This is a genomic window from Adhaeretor mobilis (assembly GCF_007741515.1).
GTDB lineage: Bacteria > Planctomycetota > Planctomycetia > Pirellulales > Lacipirellulaceae > Adhaeretor > Adhaeretor mobilis.
The window spans coordinates 3035958-3057596 of record NZ_CP036263.1 but is presented as its reverse complement, the minus strand read 5'-3'; the positions used below and the strand labels follow the sequence as shown (position 1 = coordinate 3057596).

20 protein-coding genes and 11 tRNA genes are annotated in these 21639 nt (G+C 52.6%); 19 read left to right on the top strand and 12 right to left on the bottom strand.

The features are described from left to right. Nucleotides 1-14 precede the first annotated feature (14 nt). From HG15A2_RS24005 to HG15A2_RS12010, 16 genes are all read left to right on the top strand, one after another. Nucleotides 15-90 (top strand) — tRNA-Leu (locus HG15A2_RS24005). Nucleotides 91-96: 6 nt separating this feature from the next. Beyond that, a tRNA-Val gene (locus HG15A2_RS12055) sits at nucleotides 97-169 on the top strand. Nucleotides 170-266: 97 nt separating this feature from the next. Next, a tRNA-Ala gene (locus tag HG15A2_RS12050) sits at nucleotides 267-337 on the top strand. 5 nt (nucleotides 338-342) lie between these two features. Then, nucleotides 343-429: transfer RNA gene (locus HG15A2_RS24000), tRNA-Ala, on the top strand. 11 nt (nucleotides 430-440) lie between these two features. Next, nucleotides 441-529, top strand: a tRNA-Ser gene (locus tag HG15A2_RS23995). Between the two features lie 22 nt (nucleotides 530-551). After that, a tRNA-Arg gene (locus HG15A2_RS12045) sits at nucleotides 552-623 on the top strand. Between the two features lie 10 nt (nucleotides 624-633). Further along, nucleotides 634-706 (top strand) — tRNA-His (locus HG15A2_RS12040). A 6-nt stretch (nucleotides 707-712) separates the two neighbouring features. Continuing rightward, nucleotides 713-782: transfer RNA gene (locus tag HG15A2_RS23990), tRNA-Trp, on the top strand. Between the two features lie 4 nt (nucleotides 783-786). Next, a tRNA-Ser gene (locus HG15A2_RS23985) sits at nucleotides 787-877 on the top strand. An 81-nt stretch (nucleotides 878-958) separates the two neighbouring features. After that, nucleotides 959-1030, top strand: a tRNA-Arg gene (locus HG15A2_RS23980). Nucleotides 1031-1116: 86 nt separating this feature from the next. Further along, nucleotides 1117-1187, top strand: a tRNA-Cys gene (locus HG15A2_RS23975). Nucleotides 1188-1867: 680 nt separating this feature from the next. Then, nucleotides 1868-2971, top strand: coding sequence for a slipin family protein (locus tag HG15A2_RS12030; RefSeq protein WP_145060487.1), 1104 nt, complete (start codon nucleotides 1868-1870; stop codon nucleotides 2969-2971). An 88-nt stretch (nucleotides 2972-3059) separates the two neighbouring features. Further along, nucleotides 3060-4010: a nucleotidyltransferase domain-containing protein gene (locus HG15A2_RS12025; protein WP_145060486.1), complete on the top strand. Its 951-nt coding sequence runs from the start codon at nucleotides 3060-3062 to the stop codon at nucleotides 4008-4010. After that, the gene (locus HG15A2_RS12020; protein ID WP_145060485.1) at nucleotides 4007-4789 is read left to right on the top strand and encodes a DUF1559 family PulG-like putative transporter; all 783 of its coding nucleotides are present in this window, start codon (nucleotides 4007-4009) and stop codon (nucleotides 4787-4789) included. Before HG15A2_RS12025 ends, HG15A2_RS12020 begins: the two co-directional genes overlap by 4 nt. Further along, complete coding sequence (locus tag HG15A2_RS12015; protein WP_145060484.1) at nucleotides 4786-5550, top strand: nucleotidyltransferase domain-containing protein; 765 nt, start codon at nucleotides 4786-4788, stop codon at nucleotides 5548-5550. The genes HG15A2_RS12020 and HG15A2_RS12015 overlap by 4 nt, the downstream gene beginning before the upstream one ends. 98 nt (nucleotides 5551-5648) lie before the next feature. After that, entirely contained in the window at nucleotides 5649-6470 is an 822-nt protein-coding gene (locus HG15A2_RS12010; protein ID WP_145060483.1) for a hypothetical protein, read from the top strand. Nucleotides 6471-6495: 25 nt separating this feature from the next. Here the strand turns inward: HG15A2_RS12010 and HG15A2_RS12005 are convergent, their stop codons facing one another. The 12 genes from HG15A2_RS12005 to HG15A2_RS11950 form a co-directional block, all read right to left on the bottom strand. Further along, nucleotides 6496-7044 carry an RNA 2'-phosphotransferase gene (locus tag HG15A2_RS12005; protein WP_145060482.1) on the bottom strand — a complete coding sequence of 183 codons (549 nt, stop codon included), beginning with the start codon at nucleotides 7042-7044 and terminating at the stop codon, nucleotides 6496-6498. Nucleotides 7045-7052: 8 nt separating this feature from the next. Next, nucleotides 7053-7676, bottom strand: coding sequence for a macro domain-containing protein (locus HG15A2_RS12000; RefSeq protein ID WP_145060481.1), 624 nt, complete (start codon nucleotides 7674-7676; stop codon nucleotides 7053-7055). Further along, nucleotides 7677-8222, bottom strand: a complete 546-nt coding sequence (locus HG15A2_RS11995) for an NUDIX hydrolase (protein WP_145060480.1) — start codon at nucleotides 8220-8222, stop codon at nucleotides 7677-7679. A gap of 12 nt (nucleotides 8223-8234) precedes the next feature. Further along, entirely contained in the window at nucleotides 8235-9707 is a 1473-nt protein-coding gene (locus HG15A2_RS11990) for a hypothetical protein (protein ID WP_145060479.1), read from the bottom strand. Continuing rightward, entirely contained in the window at nucleotides 9704-10681 is a 978-nt protein-coding gene (locus HG15A2_RS11985) for an ADP-ribosylglycohydrolase family protein (RefSeq protein WP_145060478.1), read from the bottom strand. The genes HG15A2_RS11990 and HG15A2_RS11985 overlap by 4 nt, the downstream gene beginning before the upstream one ends. Further along, nucleotides 10678-11529, bottom strand: a complete 852-nt coding sequence (locus tag HG15A2_RS11980; RefSeq protein ID WP_145060477.1) for a TIGR02452 family protein — start codon at nucleotides 11527-11529, stop codon at nucleotides 10678-10680. Before HG15A2_RS11980 ends, HG15A2_RS11985 begins: the two co-directional genes overlap by 4 nt. Before the next feature lie 12 nt (nucleotides 11530-11541). After that, nucleotides 11542-12138 carry a bifunctional nicotinamidase/pyrazinamidase gene (gene pncA, locus HG15A2_RS11975; protein WP_145060476.1) on the bottom strand — a complete coding sequence of 199 codons (597 nt, stop codon included), beginning with the start codon at nucleotides 12136-12138 and terminating at the stop codon, nucleotides 11542-11544. Then, nucleotides 12135-12596: a nucleoside 2-deoxyribosyltransferase domain-containing protein gene (locus HG15A2_RS11970; RefSeq protein WP_145060475.1), complete on the bottom strand. Its 462-nt coding sequence runs from the start codon at nucleotides 12594-12596 to the stop codon at nucleotides 12135-12137. The genes pncA and HG15A2_RS11970 overlap by 4 nt, the downstream gene beginning before the upstream one ends. A gap of 10 nt (nucleotides 12597-12606) precedes the next feature. Continuing rightward, the gene (locus HG15A2_RS11965; RefSeq protein WP_145060474.1) at nucleotides 12607-13659 is read right to left on the bottom strand and encodes an ADP-ribosylglycohydrolase family protein; all 1053 of its coding nucleotides are present in this window, start codon (nucleotides 13657-13659) and stop codon (nucleotides 12607-12609) included. A 15-nt stretch (nucleotides 13660-13674) separates the two neighbouring features. Continuing rightward, the gene (locus HG15A2_RS11960; protein ID WP_145060473.1) at nucleotides 13675-14364 is read right to left on the bottom strand and encodes an NUDIX hydrolase; all 690 of its coding nucleotides are present in this window, start codon (nucleotides 14362-14364) and stop codon (nucleotides 13675-13677) included. A gap of 127 nt (nucleotides 14365-14491) precedes the next feature. Continuing rightward, complete coding sequence (gene nadE, locus HG15A2_RS11955; protein WP_145060472.1) at nucleotides 14492-16468, bottom strand: NAD(+) synthase; 1977 nt, start codon at nucleotides 16466-16468, stop codon at nucleotides 14492-14494. Next, nucleotides 16465-17943 (bottom strand): nicotinate phosphoribosyltransferase, encoded by a 1479-nt coding sequence (locus HG15A2_RS11950; protein ID WP_145060471.1) that lies wholly within the window; start codon nucleotides 17941-17943, stop codon nucleotides 16465-16467. Before HG15A2_RS11950 ends, nadE begins: the two co-directional genes overlap by 4 nt. Nucleotides 17944-18337: 394 nt before the next feature. Between HG15A2_RS11950 and HG15A2_RS11945 the strand changes: the two genes are divergently transcribed. The 3 genes from HG15A2_RS11945 to HG15A2_RS11935 all read left to right on the top strand — a co-directional run bounded on the left by HG15A2_RS11945 (nucleotide 18338) and on the right by HG15A2_RS11935 (nucleotide 21602). Beyond that, nucleotides 18338-18787 carry a ribosome-binding factor A gene (locus tag HG15A2_RS11945; RefSeq protein WP_145060470.1) on the top strand — a complete coding sequence of 150 codons (450 nt, stop codon included), beginning with the start codon at nucleotides 18338-18340 and terminating at the stop codon, nucleotides 18785-18787. Then, the gene (locus HG15A2_RS11940; RefSeq protein ID WP_145060469.1) at nucleotides 18784-19917 is read left to right on the top strand and encodes an RtcB family protein; all 1134 of its coding nucleotides are present in this window, start codon (nucleotides 18784-18786) and stop codon (nucleotides 19915-19917) included. Before HG15A2_RS11945 ends, HG15A2_RS11940 begins: the two co-directional genes overlap by 4 nt. A gap of 230 nt (nucleotides 19918-20147) precedes the next feature. After that, a complete protein-coding gene (locus HG15A2_RS11935; RefSeq protein WP_246117716.1) occupies nucleotides 20148-21602 on the top strand; it encodes an SWIM zinc finger family protein in 1455 nt (484 codons plus the stop codon). Nucleotides 21603-21639 lie beyond the last annotated feature (37 nt).

The following is a 21639-nucleotide window of genomic DNA, read 5'->3' as shown; positions in this document are numbered from 1 at the left end:
ACAACAAAAAAAATGACTGGGTACGCAAACTGGCAAAGCGATCAGGTCGAGAGTCTGATGATTTTGTGGGTTCGACTCCCACCCTAGTCACTTAATGATCCCGTGGTCCAACGGCTAAGACGCCTGGATGACAACCAGGAAAGCGATGGTTCGACTCCATCCGGGATCACTTGATGATTGGTCTGTAAGTGTTTCGGCGGCACACGTCTGTGGTAAGGACGAGGACCGGGTTCAATTCCCGGACGGACCTATTTAGGAAAACTAATGGGGCGTTGGTCCAACGGGAAGACGCTTGGCTTGCACCCAGGCAATCGGGGTTCGATTCCCCGACGCTCCACTTTAGGGCTCATGGTCAAAAGGGAAGACACCAGCTCGGCAGGCTGGCCAATTCTCTAGGGACCTGGCTGGGTTCGATTCCCAGTGGGTCCACTGAAAAAGATGGAAGGTAGCCCTATACGGCTCGCCGGGCCGGTTTGCTAAACCGTGCGACTTTACAAAGGTCATGTGGGTTCAAATCCCATGCCTTCCGCTGGAAGTTGATTCTATGAAATGGCTCGATGGTGAAACGGACATCATGTCTCGCTTCTAACGAGAGGTTCCAGGTTCGAATCCTGGTCGAGCTACTTATATATGGTGTCTGTAGTGTACGTGGTACGCACGCCTGCCTGTGAAGCAGGAAGTATGGGTTCGACTCCCATTGGATACCCTCAATACGAGTGTGCTCCTGGGAGAGCAGTCAGCCTCCAAAACTGACGGACAGGGTTCGAATCCTTGCACTCGTGCTTTGCCGACGTGGCCGAATAGCTAGGCACCGGTTTTGCCCCGTTCATTGAAAGAGCGGCGGTTGATGCTGGTGCGAATCCAGTCGTCGGCCCCATATCTCGATGGTGTAACGGATCGCACAGGACTCTCCTAAAGTCCAAGTTTTGGTTCGATTCCAGGTCGAGATACTAAACATGCCGTGTGGGTGTGCTGGATAGCATCGCAGTCTTCGAAACTGCGGGACGGGGTTCGATTCCCTGACACGGTACTTATAGCCTGTGAGTGTGGTGGATTGCACGCGACCCTGCGAAGGTCGAGGGCCAGGTTCAACTCCTGGATGGGCTACTTAAGAAAGACGCTGGAGCCAGACGGCTAGGCCACCGGCTGCAACCCGGTTGAAGTGGGTTCGACTCCCACCGGCGTCTCTTAGCAAGAACTTTTAAGCAAGGATTTGTCGTCGCTGGGCCAGCGGCGCATTGCACCCTACGTTAGTGGTCGGTGTGATGTGTTCCGTGATTGGATTATTACGAAGGCGAGGCAAGACCACCATTGGTTAGCTCAGTGGGTAGAGCACCAGACCATGACTCTGGAAGTCGCGGGTTCGATTCCCGTACCAAGCCGCAGGCTGTAAACCTGCTCCCCTATGCAAGGGAACCGGCGCGAAAGCGTCACCATGAAGCCCGAGGGTAGCGAACGGTTGTTTGGTCAGCCGCGCGTTGTCGTACTTACTTCGGTAAGACGATAGCGTAGCGACAGCACAGACCGGCGCTATGCAGTGTGTGGATACCGCTTTCACGCACGCTGTGTCCGAAGGTTGCGGAAGCTACGTGTCGCCTAACGAGCAATGCTCGTAACGGCCTCACTGGTGAAAGCAACTGAAAGATGCTGCGAACATGACCGCTCAAATTGCACTCCGCGTGCGGATGTGTGACTAAGTGATTCGTTCCGCTGCCCGAGGGTGTTTTTATTTCACGCTATTGCGAACCAAGAACATAAATCAATAGTCTTCAACTCCCTGTACATAGATTTACTAAGAAGTGCGTGGCGAGCCGAACACCCCACTTCCAACAATGTAGCAATTCGGCAAGAAAGGAGGTGCAACCTCATGTTGTTTAAGAGAGTAAAGATTCGCAGCTATGGAGTCGGTTTGTACTTCCGCGACGGTGAATTCCAGCGATTGCTGACCAAGGGTCGGTACAGGTTGTTCGATCCGCTGTGGAAGGTCCGCGTCGACGTGGTCTCACAGCGAGAACCATTGATCACGCACGACAAGCTCGATGTGATCGTCAAGAGTGGTGCACTCACGGATGTTGCTGAGGTCGTTGACCTGAAGGACTACGAGCGCGCACTAGTCTGGATTGAAGGTCGTTTCACACACGTGTTGCCACCAGGGCTATGCGCCTACTGGACGGGCTTTAAGGACGTACGTATTGAAGTGATCGACGCCCGCGAAGTTCGTTTGCAGCATGGTGATCTGAAGACGATTGTCCGGTCACCTTATGCTGAACAGATGCTAGACATCTGCTCGGTTGAGCGAAACCACGTCGGTGTGTCGTTCCAGGACGGCGACTACGTAGAGACATTGGCCCCAGGTCAGTACGCGTTTTGGAAGAACGTGGCTGATTCGAAGGTTGTCGAAGTCGACATGCGTGAGCAGGCTTTGGATGTGGCGGGTCAGGAAATCATGACCGCCGACAAGGTCACCCTGCGTATGAACGCGCTGGTCACTTACCGCATCATCGATGCGCGTAAGGCCGTAACCGTTACCGACGGCGCAAAGCAGTCGCTTTACCGTGAGGCACAGTTGGCTTTGCGTGCCGTGGTTGGTACTCGTGATTTGGATTCGTTCCTGACGGATAAGGATGCCGTTACTAACGAATTCGAGGAGCAGGTCCGCCAGCGTGCGGGTGAATTGGGTCTGGAAGTTGTTTCGGTAGGTGTCCGAGATGTCATCCTGCCGGGCGACATGAAGGACCTGATGAACAAGGTCACCGAAGCCAAGAAGGCGGCTGAGGCGAACCTGATTTTCCGACGTGAGGAGACGGCGGCTATGCGTAGCCAGGCAAACACTGCCAAGCTACTGGCCGACAACCCGACCCTCATGCGACTCCGAGAACTGGAAGTTTTGGAGCGGGTTGCCACAACTGGTAACCTCAACGTCGTGCTAGGCGAAAAGGGCCTGGCCGATCGGGTCGTCAACCTGTTGTAGTAGTGAACGCCGGAGGCCGGGAGTGATCTTGGCCTCCGGTTTTTCAATTTGCAGTATAATCTCCTGCAGAATCAAGCTATCAACGAATATGAAATCACGCGTCCACAACAGTCCGAACCTCATCTACTCGGTGGGAACGCAGGTCGTTGCGCTCAAGCAGGTGCAAGGGTCCAACGGGGAGGCTGTGCACCCAGCGGGTGCCGTGGGGGTGGTGGTCCGTTCGCCACGTGATCGGCAGCATTCGTACCGCGTCCGTTTCCCCGACGGGTTCGAGTCGGCACTGCACCATAACAATCTCATGTTGCTGGCCGAGTACAAGCAAGGTGCTATCAACGACGCGAACAAGACGCTTTCTACACATGGACTGTTCGACCGCGTGATCTATCGGTGCGTCGTCGGCTCGCGGGCGTTTGGCCTCGATACCGAGGAGTCGGACACTGACCGACGTGGCATTTATCTGCCACCCGCAGACCTGCATTGGTCGCTCTACGGTGTGCCCGAGCAATTGGAGAACGACGAGACTGAGGAAGCGTGCTGGGAGCTGCAAAAGTTCCTCATTATGGCTTTGAAGGGGAACCCGAACATCCTGGAGTGCCTCTACACGCCACTGGTCGAGTTCGCTTCGCCGCTCGCCCAGGAGCTGCTCGACATGCGGGATGCATTCCTCTCGCGGCTGGTCTACCAGACGTACAATGGCTACGTGATGTCGCAGTTCAAGCGGATGCAGGCCGACCTTCGTAACCAGGGCAAGATCAAACCCAAACACGTGATGCACCTCATTCGACTGTTGCTGTCAGGCATCCACGTGCTCCGCGAGGGGTTTGTGCCAGTCGATGTTGGCCAGCACCGCGAGCGGCTGTTTGCTATCAAGAACGAAAAGATACCTTGGGGCGACATCGAGGCGTGGCGGAAGGAGCTGCACAAGGAGTTCGACAAAGCGTTGGAAGAGACTGATTTGCCGGAGCGACCAGATTACGAGCGAGCGAACGAGTTCTTGGTGCGAGCACGTCGAGCGGCGATTGCGGAGGAGCTGCCGTGAACGATGAGAAAACCGAACCTTTAGACAGTCCCGTTCCTGAGGAGGAGCGATTTTCCAAGTCGACGTTGATTTCGGCAGGTGGGATCGTAGTGATTATTTGTGGAGTCTTGGCCTTCCTAGTCTCAAACGCACGACATGCTGTCCATGAAACGCTGTGTCATGCGAGTTTGTTTAAGCTACGTCATGCACTGCTGGAGTACGACTCGGTTTACGGCTCATTGCCCCCTCCGTTCCTCCAGGGGCCAGATGGCAATGCTGCTCATAGTTGGCGGGTTCTAATTCTTCCGCACTTGGATTCCTTGGGAATTGACGGGGATGGCATCTACGAGGCATATGACATGACAGATCCATGGAATGGTTCAAGAAATCAACGGCTGTTCCAGCCGGTATCTGAGAGCAGATTTGCGTGCCCCTGTGGCTTGGAGGACGGAACTACACTCACGAGCTATGTAGTCCTGGTCGGTGAAGACACATTGTTTCCTGGCGATCAAACAATCTCTGTATCCGTCATACCAGACACGTCTGACCCTATCTTGGTCTTAGAAATAACAAACTCAGATATTGAATGGGCAGAGCCAAGAGACCTTTCGATTCACGAACTCAAGTCGACAAGTGGTGTCAACTTCTTAGAGCTGACTCGACCTCATGCAGGTAGTATTCGCTTCATCACGCTAAGTGGAAAGCTAGGCGTGTTGCCTGCTGGAACGAATCTAGAGGAAGTCAGACGGCTTGCGAGCATCAATGGCCAAACTGCAGAGGATACGGAGGAATTTCAGTGAACGCACAAACCATTGACTACGCAAAACTGCAAAAGCACGTGGACGCCCATCCGTACCCACTCGTCTTCGCGACGATTAGCGGTGCCCACCTGTATGGCTTTCCGTCCGCAGATTCCGACTTCGATCTGCGAGGCGTGCACCTGTTGCCGCTGGAGCAAGTGGTCGGTCTCGACCCTGGCGAAGAGACCGTTGAGAAGGAATGCATCCACGATGGGTTGGAGATGGACTTGGTTACCCACGATGCCAAGAAATTCTTTGGCCTGATGCTGAAGAAGAACGGGTACGTGTTGGAGCAATTGCTCTCGCCGCTCGTTGTGCAGACAACACCTGAGCACGAGGAACTGAAGGCAATTGCCAAGGACTGCATCACCAAATTCCACGCTCACCATTATTTGGGCTTTGCCGCAACGCAGTGGAAGCTATTCCGCAAGGAAGATCCGCCCAAGGTGAAGCCGCTGCTGTACGTCTACCGCGTGCTGTTGACGGGTATCCACCTGATGCAAACCGGTGAAGTCGAAGCAAATTTGCTGACCCTCAACGAAACTGCGAAGTTGCCTTACATCGGTGAGTTAGTTGAACGCAAACTGGCTGGGCCAGAGAAAGGCCGTCTCGATGCAGCTGACCTAGAGTTCCACGAGCAAGAGTACGAGCGGCTAGTTGCCGATCTAGAAGTGGCGATGGAGAAATCAACTCTTCCGGAACAGGCAACCGGGAAGGCTAAGTTGAATGAATTGCTGGTAAAGCTGCGAGTTGGCAACTGAAATGGCCGAACCATCTCGCGGTCTCGGGTGTCATAGCGCCCATGTCAGCAAACCGCAAAACCCAACGATACGGCAAACGCAGAAGCGCATGCGATCGCATGAAGCTTCATCTGCGAGTGCTAAAGCTGCGCGGAACTTCCTATCGATTGGTCACGCTACGCCCACATAGCGAAGTCGCCTACAGCACGAATTACTTCCACGACACTTGGCACATAGTAAGTGACCAGTACGGAGCAAAACTCCTTGCTCGACTCTTGTGGGGGCTATCCTTTCAGCGGATTTCAGGAACGGCCATTCTTATTCATGGCGAACACATTAAGCCTACTCCGTTTGGTGCTGAGCCGTCTGATCCGATTCTCATCACAAACAGCAACCTGACAAAGATTGACGCAAAAAGCCTCACGACCTTACGCGGCCAACTGAAGTATCTGGGGCCTTCTCAATGCACCCTGCGATGGCACACATTTGGCTTGGATGCGGCGCTAGAGCGAGAACGGGAAAGCGGCCCATATAATTCGGCCATAGAGAACACTGAACAGGACTGGGTACATTATCAAGAGAACAAGCGGTTATGGCTTGAAGAAAATATGTGCCGATGCGGCGGTTTTGTCTGCTACTCTGCCCCTCCTGAGATCCTTAGACTCAGAGCTCAGACCATTGCTCAGATGGACCCAGCTAGCTACGGCATGGTCTACTATTACATGGCCGACAGAAACTGCTATCGCTGGCCCGACGGAGAAGTGCAGATATTCAGCGACTACAAAGAGCGGCGATTAGCGGCGTCTGAAGCGAGAAGACAGGTATTGGCCGAAAAACACAGTTTTTCAGATCCTGATTCGCTCTATGCAGTAGTGGCTGCGCGGAGAGATGGAATTCTCACCCGTCGACGCTCTGCTCGTAGGTGCCGTAAACAGCCGTAACCACTATCGTGATGAATCGCGCTGATCAGTCCTCCTGCGAGAGGTACTCCGGCGGTACATGATCTGTCAGCCAGACACTGTTTCCAGTGACGAAGAACTCATGCCCATCGGCGAGCATTTGCTTGGCATCGACTGCCAATAAAATAGGTTTCCCATGCCTCTTCGCAACATCGAGCATTGTCTCCTTGTTCGTAGACATGTGCACATGATGTCGATTGGCTTTGATCAGCCCCTTCTGACGAATCGATTCTAAGTTTTTTGTAGCCGTGCCATGGTACAGCACATCTGGTGGGGTGGCCGGCTCATAGCCGAGATCAACCTCAGCCGAATGTCCTTGCCGTGCTCGAATTTGGGTGTTGTCCTCTGAAAACTCGAATCGTTGTTTGTCGTTCTCAGCAACTACCACATCGAGCAACTCTCGTGACAGCGTCTTGCCAGATCGCTGGAAAGCGGCCAATAGATCTTCCACGGCTACCCAGCCGCCGTCGCCCAATTCTAGCCCTACGCTGTCGGGCCGGTGCCGTAGCACATAGCTAAGGCTCTTACTTATTTTTTTCAATTTCTGTTCGTTCATAGTTATCATTAGGTCTGAATAATTCTCGTATCACCGTCGTAGCAAATCGCTTTCTCACGGCCCACCACATTGTCCCAGTCAAGGTGATGGGGAGGACTCAAGTAGTGTGTATACGCAGTTGCCATTTGTCTCGCAGACTCAGAGAAGTCCATTCCGCCGAAGCCACACCCCATTGCAGGTAGAGCAACCGAATGGATTGGGTGATCGTGCGAGACGTTGTATCGATATATCGAAGTCAGGGCGGCGAACGTCGCGCGGTAGACGTTGTCCGTGCCGCATATCGACCCAGGGATCCTCATTGTTGGAGCATGGCACACATAGGGGTTGCGAGCACTTCGCGTTGGCTCGATGATCGCAGTCCCGACCGGCTGTTCACCAAGGTACTCATCAAGAATGCGGTTCTGAATTCTAGTGCATAGCTCAACGCCATGGACTCCGATTACGGCAGCGTCAATACCGGCATTCATAATCCCGTAGCAATTAGCTGCGGTTACGAAGCAGTCGTGCGGCTCCAAATTTTCATAACTGGTTTGGACGCAGCGCACAGACGGTAAACCATCGAAACGCCATGCAAACGCTTGCGTGGCTTCGCGTTTAGGATGAATTAACCAAAGTTCTATAGGTAGTGGCACTTAGTTTGCTCCTTTCGTGCTGTCTAGTGCATGCGAGGCGGCATATAATCCAGCAAGAAGTTTTAGATCGGCCTTTGCTTCTCGCCGCTGCAGCCACGCTACCACTCCCGTCCATGGAACTTCATGGACAATAATGTCTTCGCTCTCATCGCCGCCACCTGGCCCAGTCTTTTCTAAGCCCCTGGCCAGGAATAGCACGATCGACTCGTCCGTGAGCCCTGGGGAAGAGTAACCACTTCCAAGGTCCGTCCATTCACTTGCTGTATATCCGGACTCTTCCAGCAATTCCCGTTTAGCTGCTTCGACAAGGGCTTCATTCTCCGAGCCTGGAATGTCACCAGCCAGCCCGGCAGGGAGTTCTACCACCTTACGCCCAACCGGTGGACGAAACTGTTCAACCAAAACAACATTCATTTGGTCTGTGATGGCGACAATTCCAACAGCGGGCTTCTTGGTATTACGCGTTGCGAATTCCCAATGCCCCCTCCGGACCATCGACAGATGTCGACCTTCGTATACGGTCGTTAGTTCGCTTTTTTCATCCATCTCTACCTCGCATCAATTGTCGTGTAGGTGTAGTTGACTGCCGTTGGTGCCATCTACTCGGATCAGCCGATCCGGGTGCTGGTACTGAGCGACTAAATAGCGGGTAAGATCAACTTGTAGCCCCTGAATCTCACGTAGGAACCTCAGGCGTTCTTCGTTTTCTCCACGCAGGTGCTCCACATCCGCCAATTGCATTTCACGCTTATGGGCAATCTCCTGTTTTTGGTCCGCATCCAAGCGTCCGCTATCCCCATCATGTTGGACTTGTAGCAATCGTTGCTCATGCTCAGCTTGCTCACGTTGCATTCCACGTCGCGTTTCTTCTCTCTCGGCCTCACGCTCCAACTTCAAATCAGCGAGTTCCTGTGCTTGTCGCTCAGTTTCGGCTTCGAGCTTTAAGGCTGTTCGCTTCTCAATTGCATCGTCGTGCATCGACTGCAATTTGCTGGAAGCAACGTAGCCTCGATAGACGACCTTATTAACTCGGTACCCGATGCGTTCAGCGCGACTAACTAGATTGGTGTACTCGTTCTGTTCGTTGAGGCTGTTGGTCGCTTCCTTAAATTCCTCAAATGACCGACTAGCGGCAAAATCAATGACGTCGGCAGCTAGTGCATTGATGAAGTCGGCAATCGGGTCGTGTGTCTGATCAAGCATTTTCTCAATGTCTTCGAGCTCAAAGAAGACCATGAGCTGTACGACCAGCAATGCATCATCTGCTGTCCGTACATCCTCCACATCGAAGTACATTTGGTCAGGGATCACACGCAGTTTGGTGAACCGCAGCGCCCTGGGCACTTTGTGCTTAGGGTCGTTGGGGTCAGCACCATGCCAACGAAACTGGTGAAGCCATTCATTTGCCTCTGGCACGTACTGAGCAGGGCCATGAAGGACTCGGCGGCTGATGTGTTCGTCTGCCTCACGACGGTAGATAACCAGTGCCTGATGCGCATCGACTGGCGTGGCATCTTCCACGGCAATGGATTCATGCTCGTCTGGATGAAACCAAATATCGGCTGGGCCCCGCAGATGCTCGGTACGACCATCGAGAAACCGAACTACCAGATACTGGTGCGCCTCAGCGTTGTGTCTGCGCAGTGGATCTAACCGCTGCAACCACTCATTGGACTCCGGCATGTACTGGGCAGGCCCATACAGCACACGACGGCTTACACTTTCGTCATCCTGTCGTTGGTAAACCAGCACAGCCTGGTTGGCGTCAATCGCCTCTGCTTCTTGCACGGCTATCGAATCGTGCTCGACGGGGCTTAACCAAAGTTCAGCTGGCCCTCGCACGTGCTCGGTACGACCGTCCAGGAACTGAACGACGAGATACTGATGTGGTTCGGCTCGGTAGCGTCGCAAGGATTCGATTCGTTCGCGAAATAGCAACAGGCGTTTCGGTCCGTCGACAAAGCGGACTTCACCTTTTGCATTCCAAACGGCGACGCGGTCGCCTCGGCGTACTGTTTTGAGATTGATCATTTGTCTAACTCCCATCGTTTCCGACAAGCAATTTCGAAGCGGTGCGACAGCTCACACACATCCTTCTTGCGGGCTAGGGATTCCTTCCAATCGTTTGGAATCCCATCAACACCGTAAATGAGACTAAGAAGTGCACCAGCTACTGCGCCAGTTGTATCCGTGTCTTCACCAAGATTTACGGCGGCCAAGACACCTTCGGAATAACTGCCAGCATTTAGGCTGCACCATAAACTGGACTCCAAACAATGTATGACGTATCCGCTACGAGAGATGTCAGATCGGTCGAGGTCTCCGATCTCCGGGGAAAGCAACCTAGAAAAGTGCAGTACTTCTGCTTCCTCTTGTGCGTCAACTAGCGGCTGAAGTGTTGCTTGCGCAACTGCTAAACTTGTGGCGATACTGCCTCCTCTCGCCAAGCCTGCTGCAATCTCTACAAACAGTGCACAAGCTAGTTGGCACCTGATGTGACCGTGCGTTAGCCGACTGCAATTCATAGCTATTTCAATTCGCTCATTTCGATTGGCATAAGCGAGGTAGAGGGCAATCGGGAGGATTCGCATTAGTGAGCCATTACCGCAACTGAATTCGCCTGTAGGTCCAGCTTGAGTTGGTTCTACGCCCGCATCAAGTCGGAGGATGGCTTCACGTGTCGCGTTTCCAACATCGAATATATCTCCGTGCGGCGTCCATTCAGCACGGAGCAACCAACCAATAAAACGAGCCGCCTGGTCCTTATAGTTAACGCCTGTCTCACAAATACTGTCAGCAAGGCAGAATACGAGCGATGAGTCGTCCGACCAGGTGGCGGCTGGCTGATCATGCGAACCACCTGAACGCATTCCAATCACTGGATTTCGATCGAGGCTTTCACGGGATTGAAATTCAACTGGAACGCCGAGAGCATCACCAACGGCTTGTCCGACAATGCCCGCAGTGACAATAGTCGACGGTTGATCAACTGCTGTGTTATTCAATTCAACGCTCCTTTCACGAACTCTTGTCTGAACGGTCTGATAATTCGCTCACCATCGGTTCCGTCCAAAACGGCAAAGGTCACACTGGCGAATCGATTGCAGAATTGTCCACCATCGAGTAGCGCCTCCGCGAATAGCTTTGCGATCTCACCTGGATCGTTTCGAAATACACCACATCCCCATGCCCCAAAAATGAGATGCTCGTAGCCATGCTCAGCCGCTATCGTGAGCACCTTTGCGATACGTTGAGTCATAGTCGGAATGATCATCGGTTCTTTGTCCTGCTCATTCTTCTTCACTGCTCCGGCATTCACAGCTGGAGAAGTCAAAATGCTCAACAAATAGGGATCGGGCAATAAGCTGCCCTCATCAGCCCGAAATACTGGAACGTCTGGGCTGAGGATCATGAGATCAGTGTATAACGCGGTACGACAAGCCCGATTGGTCTCGTAGTACACATTTTGCGTCAACAAAGATGCGTAGAGTGCGGACGAACGTGCAAGGCTCTCTTCTTGCGCCTGGCTCCCACCCAAGAATCCACCTCCTGGGTTTTTTGCAGAGGCGAAGTTCAAACACAAAGTGTTAGGACGTTTCTGCTCAACGATGAGACGTGTTGCAGCCGACAGGGTGGTCTCATTCTCGACTTCAATCACGGTTTCATATGCACGGGAGTACTCATTATTCAGCAAGTCGTCCGATTCATGTGGAGTGTAAAGCCGAGTATCGCTCAGGCAGTTTTTCACCGGTGCAGCAATATCAATACGACCATGACTGTCAAGCTCGTACCATCCTCGGTCTACGATCTCTACAGTCTGGCTGCCTATTTGTTTTCGATTATTTCGATTCATCATTCTGCTCTTTCATGCGACGGCTATTCCAGCCGCCTTCATTTCATCTATTGCTCTTTGACAGTCACCTTCGTTCAAATCTACTCCTCGTACACCATCCATCAGAATCGATGTCTTGAATCCTAGGTCGACTGCATCCAGTGCGGTAAACTTCACGCAGTAGTCCGTTGCGAGGCCCACAACATGGACTTCATCAACCTGCTGCTCACGTAGGTAGGTCTCCATACCCGTCGCCTTACGACGAGCGTTATCGAAGAATCCGCTGTAGCTATCGATGTTTCTGTCGGTTCCTTTTTGAATGACATGGTCTATGCCTGCTGTGTTCAGTTCTCTTGCAAATTCAGCTCCAGAAGTTCCTTGGACACAGTGATCGGGCCATAGGATTTGATCGAGTCCATTTAGGGTCACAATCTCGCCAACATCGTGATCTGGGTGCTGGCTTGCAAATGAGCCATGGCCTTCCGGATGCCAGTCCTGCGTCGCTACGACGAGGTCGTAATCGGCCATTAATCTATTTGCGATTGGCACAACTTCGTTGCCATTGGCTACTGCTAGCGCACCACCCGGCAGGAAATCATTTTGGATGTCGATCAGTAGCAAGGCTTTCATCGCAAAGACTCCTCGAACAAGGGGTGCTCCATGATGGCAAGCTGCAGCTCTTCCAGGCTGTCATGCACATTCACCTCTGGTCGTAGTAATCGAAGTTGCGTGACGACATCGAATCTTCTCGCATACTCCGGAGAAGTCCCGACAACCAGTGGGACGCTTGATGCACAGCAAGCTCCCAGCTCAAACAACGCTATCGGACACAAGGTTTGCGGAGGGAACCAAAAAGCAATCAAGTCTGCTTTTGCTAGGTGCCGATGCTCCCATTCGATCTGCTGCAATCCAGCAGATTCGTCATTCATAGGAAATTCTTTACGCCTCGGATTGAGGACAGTCGCATCAACACCTTGCAGTGATTCAATAAGATCTGATTGCCAGTTTTCTGCATCCGTGATTCCACCAGCCAAGAACACCGCACGGCCATCGGCATCATATTCAGTAGGGGCTTCAAGGTAATTCATGCTCAAATCTCTAATACGGTGGAAGTAATCGCCTAAACCCGATGACCAACACGATTGCAGCAAAAACGAAGTTTCTTGGGACGGTCGCCAACCAGCGCATTCCAGGTGGCTTTGGTAGCTCGCATACTTTGGCCTCATTGCTCAACGCTTCAGCCAATTGTCGCATCCAGCTTTTGCTGCGAGGCCACTCAGCTAGGCTAATGAGCCAATCAGGTGGCAAGTTTTCGCTACCAACGTTAGCTCCACAAATGGCTCCAGCAATTGCTGCAACACTGTCCGTATCGCCGCCCAAGAGGACGGCGTTTTCCACGCAGCGTCGAAAGTCGTTCGGCGAGTCTGCCCAACAGTACAAAGCAGCAGGTACCGAATGATTGACATATCCAGTCACGCCTTCTGACCACCCAAGCGAATCAGCAAACTCTTTCGGGGCCTTGTTAGCAGCCAACGCCTTAATTGCCATCTGTAAGCTTTCACGAAGTTCTTCGCCCTCGACCTCGCCTACTGCATCTCTGAGGAACTCAGTCGGTTCGACATATTGCCCGCTGGCTGTCAGTCGAGCTGCTTTGGCTACAAGTAACGCACCTTCTTCAGCTCTTGGGTCGGTGTGTGTCAGCCTTGTGCAGATTCGAACCAACTCCTTGAGCTGGTCGTCAGACTCTGCCCAGACGCCGATTAGAGCCGTACGCATTGCGGGACCGTTGCCCGCACTGAATACGCCACTCCGCTTTGGACCAAAACCCAATAGCAACTTGATACAAGCTCTCAACGTTGCCAAACCAATGCCAGCGGGAAGTGCTACTAGCCAACGCTTCAGCTGACGACTAAGCTCCTTCTCGAATTTTGCTACATGCCCAGCTGACAACACGAGCGCTCGGCCAACCATTTGCGTATGTTCGGCATCATCACTGCAAAAGCCGAGACCAAGAATAAAGTCTGGTCCCAGAGGGGTACCACCGTACATCCTCTCCGCGCGCCTTCGAGAAAGACCCTCACGCCTAAGCCCAACGGCGTCGCCTAAGGCTGTGCCGAGTAGGCATCCAAGGATATGCGGATATCGGTTCATGATTCTTCTAGGGGACTAAATCTCGAAGTTGAAACCTTGTTTGGTAAGTTTGTCGTATCTGCGTTTATCGAACCGGTAGAGACGTGCTGCTCGGTGTGCGACGTCCTTCTCAATCTCTTTGGTCTCTTTCACAATCTCCATCCCGAGCACCTTCTTGCGAAAGTTCCGCTTGTCCAATTCGCGATCGAGAATTACCTCGTAGAGATGCTGCATTTGTCGGAGAGTAAACTTCTCTGGCAATAGTTCGAATCCAATAGGCTGGTATCTCACCTTGCCCCTTAATCGCTCGTGGGCCGCACGAAGAATCGTTTTATGATCAAACGCCAGCTTGGGCAGATCATTCATAGAAAACCAAGCTGCATTGCGAGCATCTGTACTGGCTTGTACGTCATGTCCCTCTAAGTTGACCAGGGCGTAATAGGTCACGGTGACAACACGTTCTCTCGGATCACGCTTGATGTCGCCGAACGTGTAAAGTTGCTCCAAATAGATGTCCTTTAGGCCCGTCTCTTCTTCCAGTTCACGTCGCGCTGCCTCTTCCAAAGTTTCGTCAACTCTCACAAAGCCGCCCGGCAATGCCCATTGGCCCTCGAAGGGCTTTAGGTCACGCTCAATGAGCATGACTTGCAGGTCTTCCTCGTCGAGTGCGAACACGACGATATCAACCGTCAAGGCAGGGCGGGCGAATTCGTAGGCATGGGCCATATTGAGCTCCAGATAACATCAATGTCACTTAGTGTCCTATCGACACTATTATGGTGTGATAGTTACACTAAGTCAAGGGCTTTGACGATTACTCCGCTAATATTTGGGAAAGTACAGCAGGATCGAGCTATTTGGGCGATTCCAGATTTGCTAGCTCGCGTTGGAAACCGCCCGAGAGAATAGGGAACCGGCACCATGTCTTTGGATCCAGATTCTTGTCGTCGACATGAAACGAAGGGGCGTACCGCTCCCGTTTCCATTGATTTCGACTCCAGAGCTGGAAAAACCTGCGAACCCAAACTACCAGTTGCTCACTAGTGTATTGGTCGAACTCGGCAGAAACTGCCGTGAGGACCTCCTGTGGGGATCGTTTCTCTCCAATTGCCTGATGCTCAATCGCATCCAGCAGTTCGTAAGGCATGAGATCCTCTTCATCTATCTGGCCCGCTTCCTGCGGCCGCAACTCGGCAGTCGGTTGCAACTGATTGACTGCAGCTAGTTCAGGGATGGGCCCAATGCCTTGAGGTCCTTCACGTTCTACCCACTGCAGCCACTTGCGCAGAAAAGCTTTATCAATCCCAGCTATCGGGCTAATGCCTCCACAAGTATCTCCGTCCATTGTCGCATAGCCAACGGCAGCTTCCGAGCGATTGCTAGTGGCGAGCAACAACGCATTGTTGATGTTGGCTAGCATCCAGGCACCAGGTCCACGGACCCGAGCTTGAATATTCTGCAGTGTGATGTCGTCTTGCTCCCAAGTAAGCTCGCGGCTCAAGGCCTCTTCAATCTTCTTCGTATAGCTCTCCGTAATGTCCTCAACGTCGAGTTCGTAGTGGTGTGCGGAGACCGCCTCAGCTAGAATGCGTGCAGCATTCTTTGTTGTCTTAGAGCTGTTCTTGGTTGCCTGGTAGACTGTGGTGAGCCATTGATGGACTAGTGCTTCCTGTGTCGGTGCATTCTGATTGCTCAATGCAGTGTTGCCTGCAAAGGCCCCTATCCCTACTTCTTCGCAGCCAATCTTCACCATAAGAGCCACTAGGCACGTCACAGCAGCTGAATCAGCGCCTCCACTGAGCGAGACCACAAAACCGTTGGAGTGGCTTTTGCGAAGATAATCGTAGAGCCCTAGAGCGATCGCCCGCGTGAACTCTTCCTCTTGCAAGCAATTACTTTGTTCCCAAGTGTTTGAATCTAAGTTGGCAGCCTCTGGGTCTGCAGCTTCGAGCGTATAGCTCACGTCAACTACGCGATTTTGATCAACGTCGATTTGCGGCTCATAGCTGCTAGACTGAACTCGACGCATTCTCGTGGCATCGATATCAACAACCGCGTCGCAAACGGTCACCGGCTGAAAGCTAAATCGTGAACCGCGAGCAACTAATTCGCCATGGGTACCGATAAGCGTCTGCCCGTCGTAAATGATGCGCCCCGCCTCGTTGCCAATCAGATTGCTGTAAACATAAGTGACCCCGAAAGCACGCGATGCTTCGATTACTAGACGCTGGCGAACCGCCGCTTTGTCGAACGCAAAATGGCTAGCACTAGGGTTCAAAATGATGTCCGCAGCCAGCTTGGCATGGTCTTTGGCAGGGCGCTCAGCAACCCAAGCGTCCTCGCAAATCTCAAAGCCGATTCGGATTCCGCCTACATCAAAGAGCAGGTCACCGATTGCATACTTCTCACCGTCGATAGCAATCGAGGCAACGGTATCTGCCGGCCACGCTTTGAACCAACGAGGTTCGTAATGCAAGCCATCGCCTGCAAGTCGCTGTTTCGCAGCGAAGCCCTTCAGCTGACCATCGACCAAGAGCGCAGAGGTGTTATAGAGAGCACCGGCGTGCAGCAGCGGCAGCCCAACGGCGACAGCCAAACCCGTCGTAAGTGGCGCAATCTCTTGCAGCACATCTAGAGCTGACTGCTGAACGGCGTGAGAGAAAAAAGCGTCCTCACAGCCATAGCCAGTAATGCTTAGCTCTGGCAGACAAAGTACACTGACTCCGCGCAAGCGGGCTGTGTGAATCACAGCTCGGATGTTCGACGTATTGTTGTCCCAATCAAGCGGCGTTTGATTCAGTGCGGCTGCAGCCACGCGGATTAGCTTCATGGGGCCATCTCCAGTCGAACTTGCCTAGCTTGCAGTATCATTTCATCTCGCAGTTCGTGCAGCCCAACATCCAGCCCAACTGGGTACTCGTGAGGATGCATAAAACGACGGACCGTTGGATGGAGTCGCTCGATGTTCTCGTGCATTCGCTGGCGAATAACTTCCAAGCTCTCCGGCTCTGCCACTACTTTGCCTGCACGGAATGCAGGCCGAAGTAGGTCGACAGCATTCGCGTTGCTTGCGATCTTTTTGCGACGCGTTGGGTCTTTCGCGTCAACAATGATCCCACGGTCATCGATGCCATTTGTCTCGTCAAAAATCATATCACCGATGAGGCCGTTAGCATCTTCGTAACGCCTCACCTGAAGAGTACCGGGGATCGAAGTCTTAATCACTTGCTCTGAAAGCTTTATCTTGGGATGCCATTTGCCGTCGTTATCTCGTAACGCTCCAAGCTTGTAGACACCTCCCAAAGCGGGTTGATCGTAAGCCGTAACAAGTTTCGTGCCCACTCCCCAGACAGCGATCTTTGCTCTCTGATTCTTCAGGCTCTCGATGATATGCTCGTCGAGATCATTCGAGGCAACAATGGCTGCTTCCGGAAAACCAGCTTCATCAAGAATCTTGCGAGCTTCTATACTCAGGTAGGCAAGATCTCCTGAATCTAGGCGAATTCCAACCATTTCGTGGCCACGCTCGCGTAACTTTCTTCCCACCTCGACCGCCTGCTGAACACCCTCAAGGGTGTCGTACGTATCGACCAGGAAGACGCAGTTATTGGGCATTACCTCAGCGTAACGCTCAAAGCTATCGACTTCTGTGTCGAACGACATGACCCAACTGTGGGCATGGGTTCCCTTCACTGGAATGCCGTACAACTTCCCGGCGAGAACGTTTGATGTTGCTGCACATCCGCCGACATAAGCCGCTCGGCTGGCTGCCAGCGCTCCATCGATGCCTTGGGCACGTCGCAAACCGAATTCGAGGATCGGTTCACCAGCAGCCGCAGTGCTGATTCGCGAAGCCTTCGTCGCTATGAGCGTTTGGAAATTGATGATATTCAGCAGCGGCGTTTCTAGCAGCTGACACTGAAGGATTGGCCCCTTTACACGAAGCAGCGGCTCCTGCCCAAATGCTACCGTTCCCTCAGGCATAGCATCGACGTCTACCGTTAGCCGAAGATCTGCTAAGTAGCCGAGAAACTCAGGCTCAAAAAGTGGCTCGCCATCGTTACCAGTAAGCGTACCGAGATACTCGATGTCAGACTCGCTAAACCGATAGGCTTGCAAATACTCCAGCGCTGGCCCTAGACCAGCGGCTACCGCATAACCTCCCTCAAACGGCGGTTTACGGAAAAACAGGTGAAAGACAGCCTCCTCTTCGGCGCGGCCTAATTTCCAATAGCCATAGGCCATCGTCAGCTGATAGAGATCGGTTAACAGGGCCAATGGCGGTCGGTAGAGTTCATCAAGCATGTCAGCTACTCCCTTCCGTTAGTGTAACCTATACACTATCGTGTGGGTCGTCAATCGCTCTTTACGAAAATCTCGCTATTTAAGGAGATGGTGAACCTTCAGCCTTCAAGTGGGTCTAATGAATCGTCCCATGTCACTGCCAGCAGAGTTCCGGTGACTTGCAACTATCACGACGGCAAGCGCATACCGGTCGTCACATAGGAGACTCTACCGTGCAATCGATACTACCTATCCCTGTGCCTCAGAGCTTGTGCTCTTGCTGAGGACCTCTACGCGTCATCTCGGACGCTCGACTGGTCCCAGCTAGGCCAGGCTCTCGCTCACTACTGATTCTTCTTTGTCAGTCTGTCTGCGCAATCGTTGCGCAGCCACATTTCTAATCAGCGAGACAAACATGCCGCTTGATAAGCGTACGCGTGAGCAGATGCTTGCGCATTGTGGTGAAATCCACGAAGACGATGGTACCGACCCTCGTGAGTTCTTCAAAGCAAGTCGTATCCACAAGAAAGATGATCGTAAGACTAAGCAACTTTGCCGCCAGGTGGCGGAAACTCTCGACCAAGTATTGTCGGGCGAGATTAGTGACGACGTTCTCCGAGGACTCCGCGTGTCTGGCGTTGTGCCTGCACCGGACGCATCCCGGCTACTAGTGACTCTCTATGCAGACTGTGATCCCGAGGGTTTTGATCGCGACACAATCGAACAGCAATTGGCAGTTCGGCATGGGCAGCTGCGTTATGAGATTGCGGCCAGTATCACTCGCAAGAAAACACCTACATTAGTGTTTAACGTTATTGGGCCTGATTGCACCAGCAATGAAAAATCGAACGAGGTGCAGCAATGACACAAGCTGACTTAGCACCTTTGACAACGTGGCTAATGGAGCCTCTCTCACGAGAGGTGTCACGGTCAGTCGATCGCTTGCGCAGTTCAGACGATGTTCAGCATGTTGCCTTGATGCCTGACGTGCATCTATCCAGAGATGTCTGCATCGGCGCCGTAGTTGCTACGAAAGATCTCGTTTACCCGTCTGCTGTAGGTGGTGATTTTGGGTGTGGCATGGCCGCGGTCTCTTTCGATGTTGAGGCAACTGCCATCGATAACGAACATTCGGCGGCAAAGATACTAGCTGGACTTTACGAGTGTGTACCTGCTAATAAGCATCAACAGCTGCGCGAACTTCCAGTAAGTTTAGAGATCTTGCAGCTAAGTGATGCGCGATTGCAGCGAATCGCTGACAGGGAGGGTCGCGTGCAGCTAGGGACGTTAGGGCGTGGAAATCATTTCCTGGAACTCCAGTCTGATCAGGGCGGCCAACTTTGGGTGATGATCCACAGCGGCTCACGCGCAATCGGGCAAGCGGTCATGGAACGTCACATGAGAAGCGCTAACACTGGAGAATCTGGCCTCAAATGGCTAGATACGGCTGAGGGGCAAGGTCAAGCCTACCTATCTGATGTCCAATGGGCTCGTAAGTACGCTGCTGAGAATCGCCTTGCCATGATGGCAGCGGTTACTCAGCTCTTGGACACACTATTTGGTATCAAAGCAGACTGGGATTCCCTAATTCACTGCGACCACAATCATGTGCAGCGCGAGGTGCACGACGGTGAATGGCGATGGATACATCGGAAAGGAGCACAGTCTGCTATAGCAAACGAACCAGGGATTGTTCCAGGTTCAATGGGAGCAGCCAGTTTCCATACCCTGGGCAGGGGCTGCAGAGATGCCCTTACGACTTGTTCGCATGGAGCAGGCCGTCAGCTCAGTCGCACTGAGGCACGACAGAAAATTGGTGGCAAAGAGTTTGCTCGACAGGTTGGGGGACTGTGGTACGACCATCGACGGACCACGAAACTGCGTGACGAGGCACCGGCAGCTTACAAGGACATCAGGCAAGTTATGAAAGCCCAGCGAGACCTTACTCGGGTTATCCGAGAATTGAGTCCATTGCTGACTTACAAGGGTGTTTGATTAGTGGCCCACGCTATTTTGGTTTCTACGACATGATGACCACGGCCGGTAGTTTCTACAGAGGCGGCTCCTGCCAAGTTCCGAGAAACTGAACTAGCAGCCAACTCTCTACTCACTCTCTGGGCGAGTCTTTCCTCTTTGCCCAGGCTAGTTTTCTCAATACAATCTATTAACGCTATTGCCTCCCGCTCGGGCTTGAGTTGTAGTCTTGCGAATAGTCTAGGTGCACTGTGATTGAGATCAATGAAGATTTTATCGACGGAGAAGCTCCCAACAGCAACGCTATTAAGAATGGCCGCGGATTGTTGGTAAAAGGCAAGTTCGTCGAACTTCATAAAAGCAAAGACGACACACTAATCTTTGGTGAGTGCTCGGGGAGTGGCCAATCCAACTATGTGTGTTCGTGTGACTTCCTCGATCCTGCAAAGCCCGTCTACCGATGCTCCTGCCCGAGCCGTCAATTTCCTTGCAAGCACTGTCTGGGTTTGATGTACGCGTATGCAGACGGCAAAAAGTTCAAAGCGGCAGGAATCCCCGAAGATATTGCAGAGAAACGAGCCAAGGCGCAGCAGCGGGTGCAGAAACGACAAGAGCAAGCTACGAAGCCCAAGAAGATTAACAAGGCGGCACTCAAAAAGAAGATCGCCGCAAAGCTAAAAGGCCTTGATTTGCTCGAACAGCTAACGCACGATCTAGTCCGCGCCGGCATGGGCAACATGAATGCCAAGCTCGCGCGGCAAATCGAAGACCAAGCCAAGCAACTCGGCAATGCATACCTGCCCGGCGCACAGTCTGCACTCCACAACTACACGAAGTTGTTTGTCGAAGATGACTGGTACTTCGATGCCGAAATATCCGCCAAGAATCGCGAGCGAGTCTATAGCGAAGCGATGGCCCAACTCACTCAGTTAAATGCCTTGGTGAAACAGGGTCGCAAGTACCTCTCCGAGCGACTGGCGGACGCGGAACTTGCTCCAGAAATAGACACGCCCATTGCGGAGTGGTTGGGGCATGCGTGGCAGTTGAGCGAATTGAAGACGGCGGGCCTCGTCGAATCAAACGTCGAGCTCATTCAGTTAGCATTTAATTCATACGACGACGTGGCGCGGCGCGAGTTCGTTGACACGGGCGTTTGGATGAATCTTGCAACTGGTGTCATCCAGTTAACTCAGACATTTCGCCCGTATAAAGCGGTAAAATATATCAAGAGTGAGGACAGCTTTTTCCAAGTAAGACAAGTGCCAGAGCTGTGTCGCTACCCAGGGAAAGTGAATCCGCGTGTGCGTTGGGATGCGGCAACAACACGGCAAATTGACGGCAAAGACTTGCAGGCTATCCGCTGCCATGGCCAAAGGACTTTTGCCGCTTTGGTAAAACAGATCAAAGGTGATTTGAAGTCGCCACTGGCTAACAAGCGCCCCATTGCGGCCCTGAGTTATTCGCAAATAGCAACTGTTGGTAACAAGCTGGTCGTGGAAGATACACAAGGGGATCGAATTGCGTTTACCGAGTCTGGGTTGTCCGAAGAGCCGCCCAGTTGTCACTTATTATGGTTGTTGCCAAAAGAAATGCACAAAGACCAGACCTTGATTGCCAGATTTCATCATGATCTCGATTCTCACACGCTCAAGGTGAAACCACTGAGCATTATTACCAAGTCACAGATTTACCGACTGACATTGTGAGAGTTTCAGTGACGAATATCACCGCATGGGTGAACGG